General features: G+C 72.9%; 3 protein-coding genes (1 of these 3 only partly in view). 1 reads left to right on the plus strand and 2 read right to left on the minus strand.

Annotation, left to right across the window (positions count from 1 at the left end; translation table 11 throughout):
* Positions 1 to 939, plus strand: coding sequence for an N-acetylmuramoyl-L-alanine amidase (locus tag NR798_RS26100; protein ID WP_375765211.1), 939 nt, complete (start codon positions 1 to 3; stop codon positions 937 to 939).
* On the opposite strand, the gene NR798_RS26105 is transcribed toward NR798_RS26100, so the two are convergent.
* Both NR798_RS26105 and NR798_RS26110 read right to left on the minus strand, forming a co-directional pair.
* On the minus strand, positions 910 to 19233 hold the full coding sequence (locus NR798_RS26105) for a non-ribosomal peptide synthase/polyketide synthase (protein WP_375765212.1): 18324 nt from the start codon (positions 19231 to 19233) through the stop codon (positions 910 to 912). The two genes, NR798_RS26100 and NR798_RS26105, sit on opposite strands and share 30 nt — an antisense overlap.
* On the minus strand, positions 19230 to 23800 hold the 3' end of the coding sequence (locus NR798_RS26110; RefSeq protein WP_375765213.1) for an amino acid adenylation domain-containing protein. It continues 6760 nt past the right edge of the window; 4571 of the gene's 11331 nt are visible here — the last part of the coding sequence; its start codon lies off the right edge, out of view; the stop codon is at positions 19230 to 19232. The genes NR798_RS26105 and NR798_RS26110 overlap by 4 nt, the downstream gene beginning before the upstream one ends.

Genomic DNA, 23800 nt, shown 5'->3' on the forward strand with positions numbered 1-23800 from the left:
ATGCCGAAGAGCCCCCCCTGGCCGCTGATCCTGATCCTGGGCCTGTCCGCCGGATGCGAGGAGCAGGCCCGCGCCGCGCCCCCTCCCTCCGAGACAGTCCCCGCCTCCGTGGTGATCGCCGCCCCCGCCGTCCCAGCACCGGAGGCGCCACCCCGCTGGCCGGCCGCGAGCGCCCCCCTCACGGTGGCGAAGGTGGAGTTCCCCCGGGGCTTCGGGAAGAAGCGCCTCTACCTGGACGCGGGACACGGCGCGCCCGGGAACGAGGGAAACACCTCCGTCACCTGCGAGCCGGAGGAGGCCCATACGCTCCGGGTCGCCCAGGAGCTGGCGAAGCGGCTGGAGGCCACCGGGCACTTCCAGGTGAAGCTGAGCCGGAAGCCCGGAGAGCGGCCCACGTACCAGACCCGGCTCGAGGAGGCCGAGCGCTGGCGAGCCCAGCTCTTCGTGAGCATCCACTCGGACTCACGCGGCGAGACGAGCTGGTGGCGAGGAGCGCCGGATCAGTGGTGCCTGAGGAACGACGCGGCCCCCGGGTACAGCGTGCTCTACGCCGACGACATCGCCGAGCCCCTGCTGTCCCGGCGGCTCACCCTCGCCCGGGCGCTGGCCCGGCGCATGGGCGACGCGGGCTTCCTGCCTTACGGCGGCGAGGACTACGTGGGCCTCTACGCCCCCGACTCCGAGCAGCCGGGCACCTTCGTGAGCCGGCACCTGCCGGGACAGCGCATCTTCGTGCTGCGCAAGCCGCCCATGCCCTCCGTCATCATCGAGACGCACCACGCGCTCGACTTCGAGGAGGTGGCCCGCTGGCGCGAGGAGCGCACCCTGGAGGCTTTCGCGGCGGCGGTGGCCCAGGGGGTGGTGGATGCCTTCGCCCCTCCCCCGGGTGCCCCGCCTCCGCCCCAGGTCTCAACCCGTGCCGCGCTCCCCACGCCCTGACTCCGCCCGCTCCGCCTCCGCCAGCCAGCGCGCGAGCCGCTCCGCCAGCTCGCCCACGTGTGGCGCCTGGAGCACCCCGTGGTGGTCGCCCGGGACGTCCTCCACGGTGAGCCCCGAGGCGGCGAGCCGCCCCCAGCCGTGCGTAGGCTCCACCCCGGCGCCCCTCCGCGCGTCACGCGCCCGGAGCAGCACCATCCGCCCCTCATAGGGCTCGGGGCTGTAGCCGGCCACGGCGCGCAGGTTCGCCCCGGCCACCTCCAGCAGCGTCCGCAGTTCCTCCAGGCCCGCCCCACGAGGCAGCAGCCCGGCCTCGCGGGCATGCGTCCAGAGCGCTCGCAGTTGCTCCTCGGAGGACAAGCCCGCGAGGGACTCGGGCATGAGGGACAGCTCACGTCCCGCGCTCCGGGCCAGGTCCGCCGCGAAACCCGCCAGCAGCGTGGCCGAGTCCGGCTCCGGCATGGGCTGCCCGGCGGGCGCGAAGCTGTCGAGCAGCACCAGCAGGGCTACCTCCTGCCCCTGGCGCCGCAGCTCCCTCGCCATCTCGTAGGCCACCGTCCCGCCCAGCGACCAGCCTCCGAGGAGGTACGGGCCCTCGGGCTGCACGGCGCGCACCTGCTCCACGTACCGGCGAGCCATGTCCTCCACGCGCGTGAGGGGAGCCTCGCTCCCATCCAGCCCCGTGGCCTGCAACGCATGGAAGGGACGCCCCGGGCCCAGGCGCCGCGCCAGCTCCGCGTAACACAGGACGTTGCCCCCCACCGGGTGCACCCAGAAGGTGGGCGTGCCCGTGCCCTCGGGTTGCAGCGTCACCCGGTTGCCATGCACGGAGGCGGGAAGCCCCGCGCGCAGCCGGGCCGCGAGCCCCTCGACGGTGGGCCCCTCGAAGAGCGCCGCCAGCGGCACGGTGTGTCCCAGCCGCTCCCTCAGCCGCGCCACCAGCCGCACCGCCAGCAGCGACTGTCCGCCCAGCTCAAAGAAGCTGTCCGTCACTCCCACCGCCTTCACCCCGAGCACCTCCTCCCAGACATGCACCAGCTCCCGCTCCAGCTCGTCCCTCGGTGCGACGCAGGCCCGGCCTTCCCGGCGCGATTCGCCGGGCGCGGGCAGGGCCCGTCCATCCACCTTGCCGCTGGACGTCAGGGGCAGCGCCTCCAGCACCACCAAGGCCGACGGCAGCATGTACTCCGGCAGCCGCTGCTTCAGCCAGGTACGCACGGCCTCGAGGTTCAACCCGGGGGACGAGATACCCTCACCCCGTCCCTCTCCCGGTGGGCGAGGGGATATGGGCGCAGTAGGAGGAGCCGGGGACGTGGGCACCACGTACGCCACCAGCCGCGACTCGCCCGAGGGACTCTTCCAGGCCCTTACGTGCGCCTGCCTCGTGCCCGCCAGCTCCCGCAGCGCCGCCTCCACCTCTCCCGGCTCGATGCGCACGCCGTTCACCTTCACCTGCGCGTCCACCCGGCCCAGGAAGTCGAGCCGCCCATCCGCCCTCCACCGCACCACGTCCCCCGTGCGGTACAGGCGCTCGCCCGGCTCTCGGCCAAAGGGGTTCGGCACGAAGCGCTCCGCCGTCAGCTCCGGCCTCCCCACGTAGCCTCGCGCCAGCCCAGGGCCTCCCAGGTACAGCTCTCCGGACACTCCCGGCGGCACCGGCCTCATCGCCCCGTCCAGCACGTAGGTCTGCGTGTTGGCCAGCGGCCTTCCGATGGGCGGACGGCTCTCGCCCGGGACGCACTCCTCCCAGGTGGCGAGCACCGACACCTCCGTGGGGCCGTACCCGTTGACGAAACGCCGGCCCCTGCCCCACCGCTCCACCAACTCCCGCGGGCACGCCTCTCCCGCCACCATCACCACCCGCAGGTGCTCCAGCCCCTCGTCCGGCAACAGCGCCAGCACCGAGGGCGGTAGCGCCAACACCGTCACCTTCCCCTCCACCAGCTCGCGCCGCAGCTCCTCACCCAGCGGCACCTTGCCTCCCGCCGGCACGTACAGCGTCCCGCCCACCGCCAGCGCCAAGAGGTAGTCCCAGAGCGACACGTCGAAGCCCAGCGACGAGAACTGCATCACCCGGCTCTCCGCCCCCACTCCGAACTCCCCCGCCTTCCCCCGGATGAGATCGCACGCGCCCTCGTGCGTCACCTCGACGCCCTTGGGCCGTCCCGTGCTGCCGGAGGTGTAGAGGACGTAGGCCGCGTTGCCAGAGCGGACGCCGCTCTCCAGCGGGCCCGCGTCCTCGCCCACCTCCTCCAGCACCACCACCGGCACGCCTTCCGGCGGCCGGCACCTGCCCTCCAACCCGCGCCGCGTCACCACCGCGCGCACGCCCGCGTCCCGAGCCATCCACTCCAGCCGCTCCGCGGGCAGCACCGCCTCCAGCGGCACGTACACGCCGCCCGCCTTCTGGATGCCCCAGAAGGCCACCACCGCCTCCACGCTCTTCTCCAGCAGCACGCCGACGCGCACCTCCGGCCCAACGCCCTCGCACCGCAGCCGGTGCCCGAGACTCCGGGCCCTCGCCTCCAGCTCCCGGTAGCTCAGCCGCTGCCCGTTGCCCTCCACCGCCACCGCCTCGGGCGTCCTCGCCGCCTGAAGCTCCAACACCCGCCCCAGTCCCTCCACCGCCCCCTCCACGCGCGGCCCCCGGCTCCACTCCTCCAGCACCCGGGCCCGCTCCTCGCCGGACAGCAGCTCCACGTCCGTCACCCGCCGCTCCGGCGCCCGCGCCACCGCCGCCAACAGCGTCTCCAGGTGCCTCGCCAGGCGCTGGATCGTCTCCGGTTCAAAGAGCGAGGCGTTGTAGGAGAACGCGCCCCGCAGCCCCTCCGGTGTCCGCGCGAAGCCCAACGTCAGCTCGAGCTTCGCCGCCGGACCCTCCCGCTCCACCGGCGACAGCTTCAGCTCCCGCAGGGACACCTCGTGGCCCGGCGTGTTCTGGAGCACGAGCATCACCTGGAAGAGCGGCGAGTGCCGCAACTCCCGCTCCGGCTTCAGCTCCTCCACCAGCTTCTCGAAGGGCACGTCCTGGTGCGCGTACGCCCCCAGTGCCACCTCGCGCACCCGCGCCAGCAACTCCCGGAACGTCGGCTCCCCGCTCACATCCGTGCGCAACACCAGCGTGTTGATGAACAGGCCGATCAGCCCCTCCACCTCCGCCCGCGTGCGCCCCGCCACCGGCGTGCCCACCACCACGTCCTCCTGCCCGCACCAGCGCGCCAGCAGCGCCTGGTAGCCCGCCAGCAGCACCATGAACAGGCTGCACCCCTCGCGCTGCGCCAGGGACTCCAGTGCCTCGCTCAGCTCGAGCGACAGCGCCACCGGCACCTGGCCCGCCCTCGGCGTCCGGGCCGGGGCAGGCAGCATGTCCATGGGAAGCCGCAGCAGGGACGGACTGCCCGCCAGCCGCTTCCTCCAGTACGCGAGCTGCGACTCCAGCACCTCGCCCTTCAGCCACTCCCGCTGCCAACGCGCATGGTCCGCGTACCGCAGCGGCAGCTCCGGCAACGAGCTGGGTTGCCCTCGCGAGAAGGCGTCGTACAGCGCCGCCAGCTCCCGGAAGAGGATGCCCGCCGACCAGCCGTCGAAGACGATGTGGTGCACCGTCAGCAGCAGCACGTGCTCGCGCGCTCCCAGCCGCAGCAGCGTCGCCCGCAGCAACGGCCCCCGCGACAGCTCGAAGGGACGGGACGACTCCTCGGAGGCGAGCCGCTCCACCGCCTCGCTCCGCGGCCCGGCGTCCATCTCCGACAGGTCCACCGGCGCCAGCGGCAGCCGCAAGGGCCCGGAGAAGCGCAGCACCGGCTCGCCCCCCTGACTCTCGATGGAGGCCTGGAGCACCTCGTGCCGGCGCACCACCTCCTCCAGCGCGCGCTCCAGCGCCGCCGTGTCGAGCGGGCCCTCCAGCCGCAGCGCCACGGGGATGTTGTACGCCGTGTTCCCCGGCTGCAGCTGCTCCAGGAACCACAGCCGCTGCTGGGCGAAGCTGAGCGGCGGCGGTCCGTCCGTGTCCTCCGCCCGGACCAGGGGCGCAGCCTCGGCCGGCGCCCTACCCACCGCGGTGAGGTGCGCGGCCAGGGCCTCGAGGGTCGGTGCATCGAAGACGGCCTGCAGCGGCACCTCCACCCCGAGCTCCTGGCGCACCCGCGACACGAGCTGCGTGGCCAGCAGCGAGTGCCCACCCAGGTCAAAGAAGGAGTCCGTTACGCCCACCGACTCGACCCCGAGCAATTCCTCCCAAATGTGCGCCAGCGCGCGCTCCAGCTCATTCCTTGGCGCGACGAGGGCGCTCCCCGCCGGGCGGGCCTCCTCCGGAGCGGGCAGCGCCCGCCCATCCACCTTGCCACTGGACGTCAGGGGCAGCGCCTCCAGGTACACGAAGGCCGAGGGCACCATGACCTCCGCCAAACGCTGACGCAGCAGCGTGCGGACGTCCCGCTCCTCGCGCGGCGTGGCCTCTCCCCGCACCACGTACGCCACCAGCCGCGACTCGCCCGAGGGGCCCTTCCACGCCTTCACGTGCGCCTGCCTCGCCCCGGCCAGCTCCCGCAGCGCGGCCTCCACCTCGCCCGGCTCGATGCGCACGCCGTTCACCTTCACCTGCGCGTCCACGCGGCCCAGGAAGTCGAGCCGCCCGTCCGCCCTCCACCGCACCACGTCCCCCGTGCGGTACAGCCGCGCTCCCGGCTCGCCACTGAGGGCATCCGGGACGAAGCGCTCCGCCGTCAGCTCCGGCCTCCCCACGTAGCCCCGCGCCAGCCCAGGGCCTCCCAGGTACAGCTCTCCGGACACTCCCGGCGGCACCGGCCTCATCGCCCCGTCCAGCACGTAGGCGCGCACGTTGCCCAGCGGCCCGCCAATGCCCGGCCGGCCTCCGCCTGGCGCGCACTCCTCCCACGTGGCGCACACCGTCACCTCCGTGGGCCCGTACCCGTTGATGAAGCGCCGGCCCGGGGCCCACTGCTCCACCAGCCCGGCAGGACAGGCCTCGCCCACGGACTTCACCACCTCCAGGTTCTCCAGCCCTTCCTGGGGCAGCAGCGCCAGCACCGAGGGCGGCAGCGTCACCACCGTCACCGCGCCCTCCACCAGCTCGCGCCGCAGCTCCTCGCCCAGCGGCACCCTCCCGCCCGCGGGCACGTACAGCGCCGCGCCCACCGACACCGGCAGCAGGAACTCCCAGATGGAGGCATCGAAGCCCAGCGACGCGAGCTGCATCACCCGGCTCTCCGCCCCCACCCCAAAAGCCCGCGCCTTGCTACGCACCAGATCGCACGCGCCCTCGTGCGTCACCACCACGCCCTTGGGCCGCCCCGTGCTGCCCGACGTATAGAGGATATAGGCGGCATTGCCCGGCTCGACTCCCGCCTCCAGCGCGCCCGCCGTCTCCTCCAGCTCCTCCAGCCGCACCACGGATACGGCCTCGGGCAACCGGCACCGCGCCTCCAGGCCCCGCAGCGTCACCACCGCGCGCACGCCCGCGTCCCGAGCCATCCACTCCAGCCGCTCCGCGGGCAGCACCGCCTCCAGCGGCACGTACACGCCCCCCGCCTTCTGGATGCCCCAGAAGGCCACCACCGCCTCCACGCTCTTCTCCAGCAGCACGCCGACGCGCACCTCCGGCCCCACGCCCTCGCGCCGCAGCCGGTACCCGAGACTCCGCGCCCTCGCCTCCAGCTCCCGGTAGCTCAGCCGCTGCCCGTTGCCCTCCACCGCCACCGCCTCGGGCGTCCTCGCCGCCTGGAGCTCCAGCACCCGGCCCAACCCCTCCACCGCCCCCTCCACGCGCGGCCCCCGGCTCCACTGCTCCAACACCCGGGCCCGCTCCTCCCCCACCAGCAACTCCAACGCCCCCACCCGTACGTCCGGCGCCCGCGCCACCGCCACCAACAGCGTCTCCAGGTGCCTCGCCAGCCGCTGGATCGTCTCCGGCTCGAAGATCGCCGCGTCGTACAGGAAGACGCCCCGCAGCCCCTCCGGCGTCCGCGTGAAGCCCAACGTCAGATCCAGCTTCGCCTCCACGCCCTCCTGCTCCACCGGCGACAGCTTCAGCTCCGGCAGCGCCACCTCGCGCGCCGGGAGGTTCTCCATGACGAACAGCACCTGGAAGAGCGGCGAGTGCCCCGACTCCCGATCCGGCCTCAGCTCCTCCACCAGCTTCTCGAAGGGCACGTCCTGGTGCGCGTACGCCCCCAGCGCCACCTCGCGCACCCGCTCCAGCAACTCCCGGAACGTCGGCGCCCCGCTCACGTCCGTGCGCAGCACCAGCGTGTTGACGAAGAGGCCGATCAGCCCCTCCACCTCCGCCCGCGTGCGCCCCGCCACCGGCGTGCCCACCACCACGTCCTCCTGCCCGCACCAGCGCGCCAGCAGCGCCTGGTAGCCCGCCAGCAGCACCATGAACAGGCTGCACCCCTCGCGCTGCGCCAGGGCCTCCAGCGCCTCGCTCGGCTCGCGCGCCAGCACCACCGGCACCCGGCCCGCACGCGCGGACCTCTGGGCCGGACGCGGCTTGTCCAGCGGCAGCTCCAACACCGGCGGACTGCCCGCCAGCCGCTTCCTCCAGTACGCCAGTTGCGCCTCCAGCGCCTCGCCCTTCAGCCACCCCCGCTGCCACCTCGCGTAGTCCGAGTACCGCAGCGCCAGCTCCGGCAACGGGCTCGGCTGCCCTCGCGAGAAGGCGTCGTACAGCGCCGCCAGCTCCCGGAAGAGGATGCCCGTGGACCAGCCGTCGAAGGCGATGTGGTGCACCGTCACCAGCAGCACGTGCTCCCGCTCCCCCAGCCGCAGCAGCGTCGCCCGCAGCAGCGGGGCCCGCGACAGCTCGAAGGGCCGGGACGACTCCTCGGAGGCGAAGAACTCCACCGCCCCGCGCCGCTGCTCCGCGTCCATCTCCGACAGGTCCACTGGCGCCAGCGGCAGCCGCGGCGGCTCGGCGAGGTGCAGCACCGGCTCGCCCTCACGGCTCTTGAAGGTGGCCCGGAGCACCTCGTGCCGGCGCACCACCTCCTCCAGCGCGCGCTCCAGCGCCTCCCGCTCCAACCGGCCCTCCAGCCGCAGCGCATAGGGGATGTTGTACGCCGTGCTGTCCGACTGGAGCTGCTCCATGAACCACAGCCGCTGCTGGGCGAAGCTGAGCGGGACCTCCTCCTCCGGGCCCCGGTACGCCACCAGCGGCGGCGGTGCGGCCGCGCCCGTGGGACGCCGCGGCGCCTCCTCCACCCGGCGGGCGAGCCCCTCCAGCGTGGGCTCCTCGAAGACGGCGCGCAGCGGCAGCTCCACCCCGAAGGTGCCTCGCACCCTCGACACCAGTTGCGTGGCCAGCAGCGAGTGTCCTCCCAGCTCGAAGAAGGAGTCCGTCACGCCCACGCGCTCCACGCCCAGCGTGCGCGACCACAGCTCCGCCAGCTTCCGCTCCGTGTCCGTGCGCGGCTCGATGAAGCCCGCGCTCCCCTGGAGGACTCCCGGCAGCGGGAGCGCCTTGCGGTCCACCTTGCCGCTCGGCGTGAGCGGGAAGGCGGACAGCTCGACGATGGCCGCGGGCACCATGGGCTCCGGCAGGCGCTGGCGCAGTTGGGCGCGCAGATTGGAGGGATCCAACCCGGGGGGCGTGGCACCCTCACCCCGTCCCTCTCCCGAGGGGAGAGGGGAGATTGGCACCACGTAGGCCACCAAGCGCTGGTCTCCCGGCCCGTACTCGCGTACGGCGGCCACCGCGTCGCGCACCGAGGGCTGCTCGCGCAGGGCTGCTTCCACCTCGCCCAGCTCGATCCGGTGGCCACGCAGCTTCACCTGGAAGTCCACGCGCCCGAGGAACTCCACCGTCCCGTCCGCCAGCCACCGCGCTCGATCCCCCGTGCGGTACAGCCGCGCGCCCGGCACTCCGCCGAACGCATCCGGCACGAAGCGCTCGGCCGTCGCGTCCGGACACCCGAGGTACCCGCGCGCCAGTCCCGCTCCTCCGATGTACAGCTCGCCCGGGACGCCTATGCCCACCGGCTGCCCGTGCCGATCCAGCACGTACAGCCGCACGTTCTCGATGGGCCCGCCCAGCACCGGACGCAACCGCTCCGGCGTGATGGGGCAGACCGTCGCGTCCACCGTGCACTCGGTGGGGCCATACACGTTGAAGGCCCGCACCGCGCGCGAGGCCCCCAACCGCCGCCACAGCGGCTCGGAGATGGCCTCGCCGCCCACCAGCACGGCCACCGGCCGCGAGGCCTCCTCCAGCCAGCCCGTCTCCACCAGGAGCTGGAGCTGCGAGGGCGTGCAATCGAGCACGTCCACCCGCTGCCGCTCCAGGTAGCCGCGCAGCGCCTCACCGTCGAAGCGCACGAGCTCCGGCGTCAGCTCCAACGTATGCCCGCGCAACACTTGGAAGAGCTGCTTCACCGAGGTGTCGAAGGACACCGAGCCATTCACGCTCACCCGCCGCCCCGGCTCCAGCCCCGCGTACACCGCGCCGTGCAGCGCCTCGACGAGGTTGGCCACCGCCCCCTGCCGCACCATCACCGCCTTCGGCCGGCCCGTGCTGCCCGAGGTGTAGATGGCGTACGCCAGGTGCTCCGACCCCGCGCCTCCCGGCACGGGCGTCTCCGGCTCCCCGTGCAACGACTCCACCCCGGCATCCAGCCGCAGCAGCCGCTGCCCGGGCCCCACCAGCCCTCCGGCGGCCTCTCCCGCCGTCACCACCACCCCGGCCCCCGAGTCCTCCAGCATGTAGCGCAGCCGCTCGGCCGGGTACTCCGGATCCAACGGCACGTACGCACCGCCGGCCTTCAGGATTCCCCACAGGCCCACCACCAGCTCCAGCGAGCGCTCCACGCACAGGCCCACCCGCACGTCCGGGCCCACGCCCATCCGCCGCAGCCGGTGCGCCACCTGGTTGGCCCGCGCGTCCAGCTCCCGGTACGTGAGCCCCATCGGCCCCATCACCACCGCGGGCACCTCCGGCGTGCGTGCCACCTGCGCCTCGAAGAGCGCCGCCAGTCCCGCGCCTCCCTCGCGCGCCACCGCCGTCGCGTTCCACTCGCGGAGCACCCGCTGACGCTCCGCCTCGCCCAGCGGGGACAGCTCCTCCACCGGGCGCTCCGCCGACTCCGCCAGGGCCCCCAGCAGGCGCTGGAAGTGCTCCAGCAGCCGCTGCGCGTCCGCCCCGTCGATGCGGCGCTCGTCATGGAAGAGGTGCAGCTCCAATCCCTCGTGGGGATCCGCGATCAGCACCAGCGGGAAGCTGTCGAGCTCGAAGCTGCGCAGATCCCGGATCTCCAACCCGGTCCCCTTCCCGAGCTCGCCCTCCAGCGCGCCGTCCACCCGCAGGTTCTCCACCACCACCAGCGACTCGAAGAGCGGCGCCCCGGGCGGCACCTCGCTCCAGCGCCGCACCTCCACCAGCGGGCTGTAGTCGTGCTGCCGCATCTCCAGCAGCCAGCCCTGCAGCTCCCGCAGCCACTCGCCCACGGGCTTGCCCCGGGCCACACGCGCGCGCACCGGCAGCGTGTTGATGAACATCCCGATCGTCTCTTCCACGCCCGGCAGCGCCGCCGGACGGCCGGAGACGGTGTTGCCGAAGACCACGTCGTCCTCTCCGCCGTGGTGGCGCAGCAGCAGCGCCCAGGCGCCCAGGAGGCACGTGCTCAGGGTGACCTTCTGCCGGCGCGAGAGTTCCTGGAGCGCCGCGACCTGCCCGGCCTCCAGACGGACCCGCCGCTCCCGGCGCACGGGCACGCCGCCTGGAAGGGGGCCGCGATCCACGCCCACCTGCGTGGGAGACGTGAAGCCCGCGAGCGACTCGCGCCAGAACTCCCGGGCGGCGCCCAGCTCCTGACGCTGCAACCAGGCGATGAAGTCCCGGTACGCGGGCGCCTCCGCCCAGCTCCGCGGAGCGCCGAGCACCCGCGCCCCGTAGCGAGCGAACACCTCTCGCAGCATCAAGGGCATGGACCAGCCATCCAGCACCAGGTGCGAGTAGCTGAGTACGAGTCTCCAGGCCCGCTCGCCGACCCGCAGCAGGGCGAGCCGCAGCAGGGGAGCCCGCTCCAGCTCGAAACCCCGGCGCCGATCCGCGGCGATCCACTCGGCGAACCGCGCCTCGAACTCCGAGGGCGGTACGTCACGCCAGTCCTCCGAGCGGATGGGGAGCTGCGCATCCCGCATCACCACCTGCAGCGGCTCCTCCAGGCCCTCCCAGAGGAACCCCGTGCGCAGGCTGGTGTGACGGGCCACCGTCTCCTGCCACGCACGCGCCACGGCGGTGACATCCAGCGGGCCCTCCAGCTCCCACGAGAGCTGGTTGAGGTACATGTCCGCGCTGGACGCGTGGAGCACGTGGAAGAGCAGCCCCTTCTGGAGCGGAGAGAGGGGGTAGAGATCCTCGACCTGGCCGAGCTTCACGAGCGGGAAATCGGACGGGGTGAAGCGCTCCCGGCCCTCCGAGGCCCGCGCTCGCGCCACCGGCTCCGCGGCCTGTCCGGACGCCGAACCCGCCACCGCGGCGAGCCGGGCAATCGTCGGCTGGGAGAAGAGCTGCTTCGCGGTGATGTGCACTCCCGCCTGCGCGGCCCGGGAGATGATCCGGATGGCGAGGATGGAGTCGCCGCCCAGCTCGAAGAAGTCGTCGTGGATGCCCACCCGCTCATGCCCGAGCACCTGCGCCCAGGCCTCCGCCAATGCGCGCTCCTCCGGCGTGCGAGGCGGCTCATACGAGGTGGACGTCTCCCGTGCCTGCTCCGGCGCGGGCAGGGCCTTGCGCTCCACCTTGCCACTCGTGGTGCGAGGCAGCGCCTCCAGCGGCACGAAGACCGAGGGCACCATGTACTCGGGCAGGCGCTGAGTCAGGGAGGCGCGCAGGCTGGCGAGGTCCAACCTGGGAACCGTGGCACCCTCACCCCGGGGGGCTTTGCCCCCCCTTTGAACGACGGGGGGCTCCTCTCCCGGAGGGAGAGGGGATATTGGCACCACGTAGGCCACGAGCCACGGTTCGCCTCCCGCCCGCTTGCGGAGCACGACGACCGCCTCGCCTACCGATGGCTCCGCGATCAGGGCGGCCTCGATCTCCCCCAGCTCGATGCGGAACCCGCGCAGCTTCACCTGCTCGTCCGCGCGGCCGAGGAACTCCAACTGCCCGTCCGGCAACCACAGGACCACGTCTCCCGTCCGGTACATGCGCGCACCGGGAACCCCTCTGAACGGATCCGGAATGAAGCGCTCGGCCGTCAGCTCCGGCCTCCCCAGGTAGCCCCGGGTCACGCCCTCTCCGCCCACGTACAGCTCTCCCCGCACGCCCACCGCCACCGGGCGCAGTTCCGCGTCCAGCACGTAGGCACTCGCCCCAGCGAGCGGTCCTCCAATGGGCACCACCGCCGCGTCCGGCGAGCACTTCGCCAGGGTCGCGTAGATGGAGATCTCCGTGGGACCGTATGCGTTGACGAAGAGCCGCCCCACGCCCCAACGCCTCGGCAACCTCGAGCCGCAAGCCTCGCCCGCCACCATCATCGACTCCAGGGCGGGCAGCGCCTCGACGGGCGTCGCCTCCAGGACGGAGGGCGTGAGCACGGCCGTGGTCACCCGCTCCTCGCGCAGCACGCGCAGCAGATCCGCGCCCGGCATCAACGCCTCGCGCGAAGCCATGACCAGCGTCGCACCGTCGCTCAGCGCGCCGAAGATTTCGAAGACGGACACGTCGAAACTCGCCGAGGCGAACTGCAGCACCCGCTTGCCCGGCCCGATGGCCCAGGCCTCTCGCGAGGCCCGCACGGTGTTGCTCGCGCCCCGGTGCTCCACCAGCACGCCCTTGGGCCTGCCTGTCGAGCCCGACGTATAGATGACATAGGCGAGCTGCCCCGGGTGCACCTCCACCCCGGGAGCTGTCCTCGGCGCACGTGCGAGCAGCTCGCGCTCCGCCTCCGCGTCGAGCAGCACCCGCCGCACGCCCTGTCCCTCCAGCCACGCGGCCGTCCGCTCCTGGGCGATCACCGCGGACGCGCCGCTGTCCTCCAGCAGGGAGCGCAGCCGGGCCGCCGGCCACGCCGGATCCACCGGCACGTACGCACCGCCCGCCTTGAGCACGCCCAGCATGGCGATGATGAGCTCCGGGGAGCGCTCCAGGCACAGCATCACCCGGTCCTCGGCCCTCACGCCAAGCCCGCGCAGGTGGTGCGCGAGCTGGTTGGCCCGCGCCTCCAGCTCCCCGTAGGTGAGCCGCTCATTCCCGAAGACGATCGCCTCCGCCTCCGGGGCCGCCGCCGCCCGCTCCTCGAAGCGCCGGTGCAGCAGCCCGGTCTCCACCGCGGCCACCCCCACCCCGCTCCACTCCCGCAGCAGCCGGTGCCGCTCGGTCTCGTCCACCGGGGACAGCTCGCCCAGCCGCTGCCCGGGCCGGGCCACCATGGACTCCAGCAGGTGGCGCAACTGCCCCAGGAGCCGGCCGGCATGCTCCGCGTCGAAGCGCGCCACGTCGTAGGCCAGGTGCAGCGGCAGCTCACGCGCGGGCGAGGAGATGAGCGTCAGCGGGTGATGATCCGACTCCAACGAGCGGACGTCGCGCACCTCCAGCGAGGGCAGCGAGGCCGTGAGCGCCGCATCCACCGGGTAGTTCTCGAAGATGACCAGGCTCTCGAAGAGCGGCGTGCCCGCGGACACCTCGCTCCAGCGCTGCACCTTCACCAGCGGCGAGTGCTCGTGCTGCCGCATCTCCAGCAGCCACGCCTGGAGCCCCTTCAGCCACTCGACGAGCGGCTCGCCACCGGGAAGCCGCACGCGGACGGGCAGCGTGTTGATGAACAGGCCCACCATGCCCTCCACGCCGGGCAGCTCCGGGGGACGGCCGGACACGGTGGTACCGAAGACGACGTCCCTCGTCCCCGCATGGTGCCCGAGCAGCAGCGCCCAGGCCCCTTGCAACACGGTGTTGAGCGTGAGGCCCTGCTGGCGCGCGAACGCATTCAGCGCCTCGGTGGTGGCGGCGGACAGGTGGATCTGCCGCGTGCCCCGGCCGGCCGCGGTGCCCTCCAGGCTCGCGGTGCCGCGTCCCAACTCGGTGGGCTCGGAGAAGCCCGCGAGCGAGCGGCGCCAGAAGCGCTCGGACTCCTCCAGGTTCCGCGCCTGGAGCCAGCCGATGTAGTCGCCATACGGCCGCGGCTGCTCCAGCCTCGGCGCCTGCCCCCGGGAGAGCTGCTCGTAGAGGGCGAAGACCTGCTTGATGACGATGGGGACGGACCACCCGTCCAGCAGCAGGTGGTGGTGACTGAAGACGAAGCGGTACACCGCGTCCCCGGTGCGCAGCAGGGCCAGGCGGCACAGCGGCGGCGAGGACAGCTCGAAGCCTCGGCGGCGATCCGCCTCCAGCCACGTGGTGAAGCGCGCCTGCTGCTCCGCCACCGGCACCTCACGCCAGTCCTCCTGGATGATCGGCAGCTCCGCCTCGCACAGCACCACCTGGAGGGGCTCGTCGACACCCTCCCAGACGATGGCCGTCCGGAGGATGGGGTGCGCGTCCACCACCTGCCGCCAGGCTCGCGCGAAGGCGGAGAGGTCCAGCGTCCCGCGCAGCTCGCAGACGAGCTGGTTGAAGTACATGCCCTCGCCCTGCTCGCTCAGGACGTGGAAGAGCATTCCCTGCTGGAGGGGCGAGAGCGGGTACAGATCCTCGAGGTTCCGCGCGCCGCGCGCGCCACCCCGGGCCACGCGCACCACCAGCCCATCCAGCTGTGTCTGCCCGAGCGGTGCCAGCGGGAAGTCGGACGGCGTGAGGAGGCTCGCCGCGTCCTCCGCGGTGCAGCGAGCGAGCAGGGCTCGCAGGGCGTCCACGAAGCCGCGAGCCAGGGACTCCAGCGTCTCCTTCCGGTAGACGTGCTCGCCGTACGCCCAGGAGATCTGGAGGCGGCCTCCGGACACGAGGGCATTCACGCCGATCCGGTGGGAGCGGAGGGACCTCGGGTCCTGCGTGGGCCCCACGGACTCGGAGGTCAGCGCGAGCGGCGACTCGGGGGGCAACACGTGATCGAGCTGCCCCAGGTAGTTGAACGACACCTCCGCGGCCGGGAGCGCACGCAGGCGGGCGGCCAGCGCCTCATCCTTCGAGAGGTAGCGCAGCACACCGAAGCCCAGGCCCCGGCGGGGAACGCGGCGGAGCGTCTCCTTGACGGTCCGGAGCCCCGACTCGGGCGTCTGGCCATCCCCCGCCTCCAACAGGACGGGGTACAGGCTGGTGAACCAGCCCACCGTGCGCGACAGGTCCACGCCCTCGAGCACGTCCTCGCGCCCGTGGCCCTCCAGGTCCACCTGCAAGCAGGACGCACCCGTCCAGCGCCGGAAGGACTCCACCAGCGCGGCCAGCAGCACCTCCTCCACGCGCGCGCGCCACGCACGAGGCACTTCCTGGAGGAGCACCCGCGTCTCCTCCGCGTCGAGCTCCACCTGCACCAGCCGCGCGGAGCCCTCGGTGTCCTCGCCTCCGGGCAACTCCACGGGCAGGCGCGAGGCGCGCTCCCAGGGCAGGCCCAGCCAGTACCCCGCGTCCTCCCGCACGGCCGGCGTCTGGGCATACGACTCCAGCCGCTCCGCCCACTGTTGGAAGGAGGTTGTCTTCGGCGGCAGTTGCACCGGCCCACCCGCACGGAGTTGCGCCCCCGCCGTGAGGAGGTCCGTCAACAGCACCCGCCACGAGACGCCGTCCACCACGAGGTGGTGGATGACCAGCAGCAGCCGCCGAGGCTCTCCCGCTCCCAGCTCGTACAGCACCGCGCGCGCGAGGGGCCCTTCGCTCAACCCCAACGAGGCCTGCATCCGAGCCGCATGGGACTCCAGGGCCGTGCGGCGCGCCGCCGGCTCCAGCGTGGAGAGTTCCACCCGCTCCAGCGGGAAACGGCCCTCGGGGCCGCCATGCTCCTGGCTCCAGCCCTCGCTGCTCCGGGAGAAGCGCAGGCGCAGCGCGTCGTGGTGCTGGCTCAGGTGCTGGAGCGCCTGCTCGAGCAGGGCCACGTCCCACGGCTCGCGCAGGGCGAAGAGCAGCGCCTGGTTGTAGTGGTGCGGATTCACCCGCTCCTGCTCGAAGAACCAGCGCTGGATGGGCGTGGGGACGACCGGCCCCGTCACCAGCGCCTGCTCGGCCGTGACCCCGGGCGCCGAGCCCGCCACCGCGGCGAGCTGCGCGATCGTCCGGTGCGAGAAGAGCTGCTTCGCGGTGAGGTGGACGCCCGCCTGCGAGGCCCGCGAGATGATCTGGATGGCGAGGATGGAGTCGCCGCCCAGCTCGAAGAAATCGTCATGGATGCCCACCCGCTCGTGCCCGAGCACCTGGGCCCAGACCTCCGCCAACGTGCGCTCCGCCGGGGTGCGCGGCGGCTCGTAGCCATCGGGGACCTCGCGGGTCTGCTCCGGCGCGGGCAGCGCCTTGCGATCCACCTTGCCGCTCGTGTTGAGCGGCAGCGCCTCGAGCGGCACGAAGGCCGCGGGCACCATGTACTCGGGCAGGCGCTGACTCAGGAAGGCGCGCAGATGGGAGGGATCCAACCTGGGAGCCGTAGCACCCTCACCCCGTCCCTCTCCCGGGGGGAGAGGGGTATTTGGAGGGGTATTTGGAGAGGTATTTGGCACCACGTACGCCACCAGCTTCGACTCGCCCTGGGCGCCCTTGCGCACCACCACCACCGCCTCGCCCACCGAGGGCTCGGCACGCAGCGCGGCCTCGATCTCCCCCAATTCGATGCGGAAGCCGCGCACCTTCACCTGCTCGTCGGCGCGGCCGAAGAACTCCAACTGTCCGTCCGGCATCCACCGCACGACGTCGCCCGTTCGGTACATACGGGCCCCGAGCTCTCCGCTGAAGGGCTCCGGCACGTATCGCTCGGCCGTCAGCTCCGCCCGCCCGAGGTAACCCCGGCTCACGCCCGCACCTCCCACGTACAGCTCACCGCGCACGCCCTGGGCCACCGGACGCAGGTCCGCGTCCAGCACGTAGAGCCGGGCACCCCCGATCGGTGGGCCGAGCGGCGTCACCGGCGCACCCGGCACGCAATCGGCCAGGGTCGCGCAGATGGTGATCTCCGTCGGCCCGTACACGTTGATGAAGCGCCTGCCCGTGCCCCAGCGCTTCGTCAGCCCGGGGTTGCAGGCCTCGCCCGCCGCCATCACCGTCTCCAGCAGGGGCAGATTCTCCGCGGGAGTCACCTCCAAGACGGAGGGCGTCAACATCGCCGCGTGGATCCGCTGCTCGCGCAGCAGCCGCGCCAGATCCGGTCCGGGCTGGATGGCCTCGCGCGAGGCCACCACCAGCGCCGCGCCGTCGAGCAGGGCGCCGTAGATCTCCGAGACCGAGGCGTCGAAGCTCGCCGAGGCGAACTGCAGCACCCGCTTGCCCGGACCCACCGCCCAGGCCCAGCGAGAGACCCGCACGGTGTTGCAGACGTTGCGGTGCTCCACCAGCACGCCCTTGGGCCGACCCGTCGAGCCCGACGTATAGATGATGTACGCGAGCTGCTCGGGGTGCACCTCCACCTCGGGAGCTGTCCGCGAGGCCCGGGAGAGCGCCTCGAGGTCCGCTGGCGCGTCGAACACCACGCGCGGCACCACCCTCCCCTCCAGCCAGGCCGAGGTCCTCGACTGCACGAGCACCGTGGCGGCACCGCAGTCCTCCACCAGCGACTGGAGCCGCGCCGCCGGCCACGCCGGATCCAGCGGCACGTACGCGCCACCGGCCTTGAGTACGCCCAGCATCGAGACGATCAGCTCCGCGGAGCGCTCCAGGCACAGCACCACCCGGGACTCGGCCTTCACACCGAGCCCGCGCAGGTGGTGCGCGAGCTGGTTGGCCCGCGCGTCCAGCTCCGCATAGGTGAGCCGCTCGGCTCCGAAGACGAGCGCCTCCGCGTCCGGCGTCCGCGCCACCTGCTCCTCGAAGAGGCGATGGAGCACGGCGGGCTCCGTGGACGGACCTCCCGCGGTGCTCCACTCCTTCAGCAACCGCTGGCGTGCGGCCGCGTCCACCGGGGACAGCTCGCGCAACCGCTGCTCCGGCCGGGAGGCCATGGCCTCGAGCAGCAGGCGCAACTGTCCCAGCATCCCGTCGACATGCTCCACGTCGAAGCGGGCGCGCTCATGGGCGAGCTCCAACCGCAGCTCGCGCCCCGGCACGGCCACCAGCGTCAACGGGTGGTGGTCCTCCTCCACGGCGCGCACGTCGCGCACCTCCAGCGAGGGCAGCGAGGCCGTGAGCGCCGCATCCACCGGGTAGTTCTCGAAGACGACCAGGCTCTCGAAGAGCGGCGTGCCCGCGGGCACCTCGCTCCAGCGCTGCACCTTCACCAGCGGCGAGTGCTCGTGCTGCCGCATCTCCAGCAGCCATGCCTGGAGCCCCTTCAACCACTCGACGAGCGGCTCGCCGCCGGGAAGCCGCACGCGCACCGGCAGCGTGTTGATGAACAGGCCCACCATGCCCTCCACGCCGGACAGCTCCGGGGGACGGCCGGACACGGTGGTGCCAAAGACGACGTCCCTCGTCCCCGCATGGTGCCCGAGCAGCAGCGCCCAGGCCCCCTGCACCACGGTGTTGAGCGTGAGCCCCTGCTGGCGTGCGAGTGCGTTCAACGCCTCGGTGGTGGAAGCGGACAGGTGGATCCGCCGGGTGGCACGGCCGGACGCGGGCGACGCCCCGGGGAATCCCCGCCCCAGCCCGGTGGGCTCGGAGAAACCCGCGAGCGAGCGGCGCCAGAAGCGCTCGGACTCCTCCAGCCCGCGCTCTTGGATCCACTCGATGTAGTCGCCGTAGGGCCGCGCCTGCTCCACGCGCGGAGGGAGACCCCGGACGAGGCTCTCGTAGAGGACGAAGACCTGCTTGATGAGGAGGGGAACGGACCAGCCGTCCAGCAGGATGTGGTGGTGGCTGAAGACGAAGCGGTACGCCGAGTCCCCGGTGCGCAGCAGCGACAGGCGCAGCAGCGGCGGCGTGCCGAGCTCCACTCCCCTGCGGCGATCCGCCTCCAGCCACGCGGTGAAGCGCGCCTCCTGCTCGGGGGCGGGAGTCCCGCGCCAGTCCTCCTGCTCGAGCGGCAGGTCCACCTCTTTGAGCACCACCTGGAGGGGCTCGTCGACGTCCTCCCAGACCATGGCGGTGCGGAGGATGGGGAACGCCGCCACCGCCCGGCGCCAGGCCTCGGTGAAGGCCGGGAGATTGAGCGCACCGCGCAGCTCGCAGGAGAGCTGGTTGAAGTACAGACCCGAGCCCTGCTCCTGGAGGACGTGGAAGAGCATCCCCTGCTGCAGCGGGGAGAGCGGGTACAGGTTCTCGATGTTGTCGCTCATTGGGTCTTCTTGCCGAACCGGGCGGAAAGCTTGTCGAGTTGGGACTGCTTCACCTTGGCCAACTTGAAGTCGGAGGGCGTGTGGCCTCCGGCCTCGGGGGACTGGCAGTGCGCGATCAGCTCGCGCAGGCGCTCCAGGAAGTCCGCGGCGAGCTTCCCGACGGTCTCCTGGCGGTAGAGCGACTCCCCATACGTCCACGTCATCTGGAGGCGGCCGCCCACCACGGCGCCCACCACGTCGAGCAGGTAGGGCCTGCGGATGCGAGGCCCCCGCTGCGGGCCCATGCCCTCGGGCGCGAGCGCGAGCATCCCGTTCCCGTTCAGCGCCCCGTCCACCTGTCCGAGGTAGTTGAAGCTCAGCTCGGCCCGCGGAAGCCCCGCCAGCGCGGCGTCCTCGCCCAGGTGGCGCAGCAGCCCGTACCCCATGCCCTTGGACGGCACGGCGCGCAGCTGCTCCTTCACGTCCCGCAGCACCTCACCGGGACCAGCGGCGTCCCGGGCCTCCAGCAGCGCCGGGAAGAACGTGGTGAACCAACCCACCGTGCGCGAGACATCCAGGCCCGCGAGCAGCTCCTCGCGCCCGTGGCCCTCCACGTCCACCAGCACCAGCGGGTTGCCGGCCCAGCGCCCCACGGTCCGCGCGAGCGCGGTGAGGAGCGCGTCGTTGATCTGCGTGTGGTACGCGCGCGGCACGTCCTGCAGCAGCGCGCGGGTCTCCTCGGCGGTGAGGGACAGGCTCACGCTCCGGGCCGAGCCCTCGAGGTTCTCCCCTCCCGGCGAGTCCACCGGCAGCCGCGTGACACGGGCCCAGGGACGCGCCAGCCACCAGGAGCGCTCGGCGTCCAGCTTGGCGGAGCGCGCGTGCTCGGAGAGGCCCCGGGCCCAGGCCTGGAAGGAGGTGGTCTTCGGCGGCAGCGCCACCGGAGCGCCCGCCGCGAGCCGCTGGTACGTCACCAGCAGATCCTCCAGGAGGATGCGCCAGGAGACGCCATCCACCACCAGGTGGTGCAGCACGAGCAGCAGGCGCCCGGACTGTCCCACCCCCATGTCGAACAGCACCGCCCGCAGCAGCGGCCCCTCCTCCAACCGGAGCGAGCCCTGAGCCTCGGTGGCCCGCCGCTCCAGCTCCGCGGCCCGGGCCTCGGGAGCCACGCCCGACAGGTCCACGCGCTCTAGGAGCACGGGCTCGCCCGGGGCCGCGCACACCTGCCGCCAGCCCTGCTCCGTGCGAGCGAAGCGCAGGCGCAGCGCGTCGTGGTGCTCCACCACGAGCCCCAGCGTGCGCTCCAGCACCGCCGCGTCCAGGGCCGTGCGCACCTCCAGGAGGAGCGACATGTTCCAGTGGTGGGGCTCGGCGGGCGACTGCGCGAAGAACCAGCGCTGGATGGGACTGAGCGCCACCGGGCCCGTCACCGGTCCCTGCTCGGCCTGCACGGCGAGCCGCGTGTTCGCCACCGCCGCGAGCCGGGCCACCGTGGGGTTCTGGAACACCTGGCGCGGCGACAGCTCGATGCCGGCCCGGCCCGACCGGGTGACGATCTGGATGCTGAGGATGGAGTCCCCGCCCAGCTCGAAGAAGTTGTCGTCCACGCCGACGCGCTCCACGCCGAGCACCTCGCACCAGATGCGCGCGAGCTGCGTCTCCAGCTCGTTGCGCGGTGCCACGTACGCCGCGCTCCGGGCCGCGGGCTGGAGCTCCGGAGCCGGCAGCGCAGCCACGTCCACCTTGCCGTTGCGCGTGCGCGGCAGGGCCTCGCGCTCCACGAAGGCGGAGGGCACCATGTACTCGGGGAGCCGCTCGCGGAGGAAGGCGCGCAGCACGTCCGCCGTGGGGCCCGGGCGCTGGTGGGGCACGACGTAGCCCACGATCCGCCTGCCGCCCCGTCCGTCCTCGCGCGCGGCCACCGCCACCTCGCGCAGCCCGGAGTGCGCGGCGAGCGCCGCTTCCACCTCACCCGTCTCGATGCGGAAGCCCCGCACCTTCACCTGCCCGTCCTGGCGTCCGAGGAACTCGAGCACCCCGTCCTTCCGCCAGCGCACGCGATCGCCCGTGCGGTACAGCCGAGCGCCGGGGCTCGTGTCGAAGGGATCGGCCACGAAGCGCTCAGAGGTGAGCTCGGGCCGCCCGAGGTAGCCGCGCGCCACGCCAGCGCCGCCGACGTACAGCTCGCCTGGCACGCCAATGGGGACAGGCTGGAGGCGCTCGTCGAGCACGTACACCCGGGCACCCGGGATGGCCCGGCCGATGGGCACGGGGCCCGAGTCCGCCGGATCCACCTTGTGCACGGTGCTCCAGATGGTGGCCTCGGTGGGGCCGTACTCGTTGAAGAGGGCCGTGCCAGGCAGGGCCTCGTGGTGGGCGCGGACCAGCTCGCGCGGGCACGCCTCGCCACCGACGCTCACCGCACGCAGGCTGGAGAGCCCACCGGCCGGAGCCGCCGCGAGGATCTGCGCGTACAGCACCGGCACGCCGATGAGGTGCGTGACCCCGTGCCGCGCGAGGGAGGCGGCCAGCTCCCTCGGATCATCCATCACTCCGGCCTCCGGGAAGCGCAGCGTGCCGCCGTGGAGCAGCGTCCAGAACAGGCCGGCGAGCGAGGCATCGAAGGTGAACGGCGACAGCGGCACGCAGACGCCCGGGGCCCCGTACACCTCGAAGCGGGCGCGGGTGGCGTGCGCGAGCTGGCGGTGCTCCACCACCACGCCCTTGGGCCTGCCCGTGGAGCCGGAGGTGAAGAGCACGTAGGCCGCGTGGTGGGGCTCCGGGCGCGGCGAGGGGGACACAGAGGGCTCGGACACCGCGGACTCCACGGCGAGCACGGACCGTCCCTCTCCCGGGGCGAACCGGCCCGTCATGGCCTCGCGGGTGAGCACCACGCGCGCCCCCGCGTCCTCGAGCACGAGCCGCAACCGCTCGGGCGGGCTCGAGATGTCCAGCGGAAGCCAGGCGCCTCCGGCCGCGAGCGTGCCCAGGATGGAGGACACGACGTCCGTGGGGCGCTCCAGCGCGAGGGCCACCACGTGCTCAGGGCCCACGCCCTGCCGCCGCAGCAGCGAGGCGATGCGCCAGGCCCGCGCGGCCAGCTCGCGGTACGAGAGCACTTCTCCGGCATCGGCCAGGGCGGGCGCATCCGGAGTCCGAGCCACCTGGGTCTCGAACAGCTCCAGCACGGTGGCGGAGGACGGAAACGCCGGAGCCGGATTCCACTCGAGCAGGAGCTGGCGGCGCTCCGCTTCGGACAGGAGCGTGAGCGAGGAGAGCTTGTGCTCCGGAGCCGAGGCAATGCCCTCGAGCAGGCGCACGAAGTGGCCGCCCATGCGGGAGATGGTCTCCGCGTCGAAGAGATCGGTGTTGTACTCGAGACCGCCCCACAGCCCGTCCGCCGTCTCGCGCAACTCCAGCGCGAGGTCCAGCTTGGCGGCGCCCGCGTGGAGGTCCATGCCGCTCAGGGTGAGGCCCGCGAGCTGCACGGTGGGCATGGGGACGTTGTGGAGCACCAGCAGCGTCTGGAAGATGGGCGAGTGGCCCAGGTCACGCGAGACGTGCAGGGCATCGACCAGCTTCTCGAAGGGGGCCTCCTGGTGGGCGAAGGCGTCCAGGGCGGTGCGGCGCACGCGGCCGAGCAGCTCCACGAAGGACGGATCCCCGGAGAGATCGGCGCGCAGGGGCAGCGAGTTGATGAAGCAGCCCACAAGGGACTCGAGCTCGGGGTGGCTGCGGCCCGCGACGGCCGTGCCCACCGCGAAGTCCTGCTGGCCGCTGTAGCGGGACAGGAGCACCTGGTAGGCGGCCATGAGCACCATGAAGGGCGTGGCGCCCTCGCGCCTGGCGAGCGCCCCCAGCGTGTTGGCCACGCTCCGGGGCACGGTGAAGCGGTGCTGCGCACCCCGGTAGGACTGCACGGCTGGCCGGGGTTTGTCGGTGGAGAGCCGCAGCACGGGCACGTCGGCCAGCGTCTGCTTCCACCAGGACAGCTCCTTCTCCAGCGCGGGGCCGCGCAGCCACTCGTGCTGCCATGCCGCGTAATCCACGTACTGCACGGGCAGCTCCGGCAGCGGCGAAGCGGCACCGGAGACGAAGGCGGCGTAGAGGACCGCCAGCTCCTTCATCATCACGCCCGCGGACCAGCCATCGGAGACGATGTGATGCGGGGTGACGAGCAGCACATGCTCGGTGTCATCGGCGCGCAGCAGCGCCGCGCGGATCAACGGACCGGCCGCGAGCTCGAAGGGCCGCCGGGCCTCCTCGAGGGCCCAACGGGCGATCGCCGCGTCACGGTCTCCCTCCGCCTCCAGCCGCACCACGGGCAGGGGCACGGACAGGGACTCGGCGATGCGCTGCACGGGGCCGGAGTCCTCCAGGGCGAAGGTGGTCCGGAGAGCCTCGTGGCGGCGGACCACCTCGTTGAGGGCGCGCTCCAGCGCCGCGGTGTCCAGCGGCCCGCTCAGGCGCAGCGCGGACGGGTTGTTGTAGGCCACGTTCCCCGGCTCGAGCTGATCCAGGTACCAGAGCCGCTGCTGGGAGAAGCTGAGGGGCAGCGGCCGATCGCGCGGCACGCGGGTGATGG

Source organism: Archangium gephyra, assembly GCF_042230915.1.
Lineage (GTDB): Bacteria > Myxococcota > Myxococcia > Myxococcales > Myxococcaceae > Archangium > Archangium gephyra_B.

Coding starts and splice junctions, on each gene's coding strand:
- NR798_RS26105 (WP_375765212.1), bottom strand. CDS start 19,233: ATGAGCGACAACATCGAGAACCTGTACCCGCTCTCCCCGCTGCAGCAG.
- NR798_RS26100 (WP_375765211.1), top strand. CDS start 1: ATGCCGAAGAGCCCCCCCTGGCCGCTGATCCTGATCCTGGGCCTGTCC.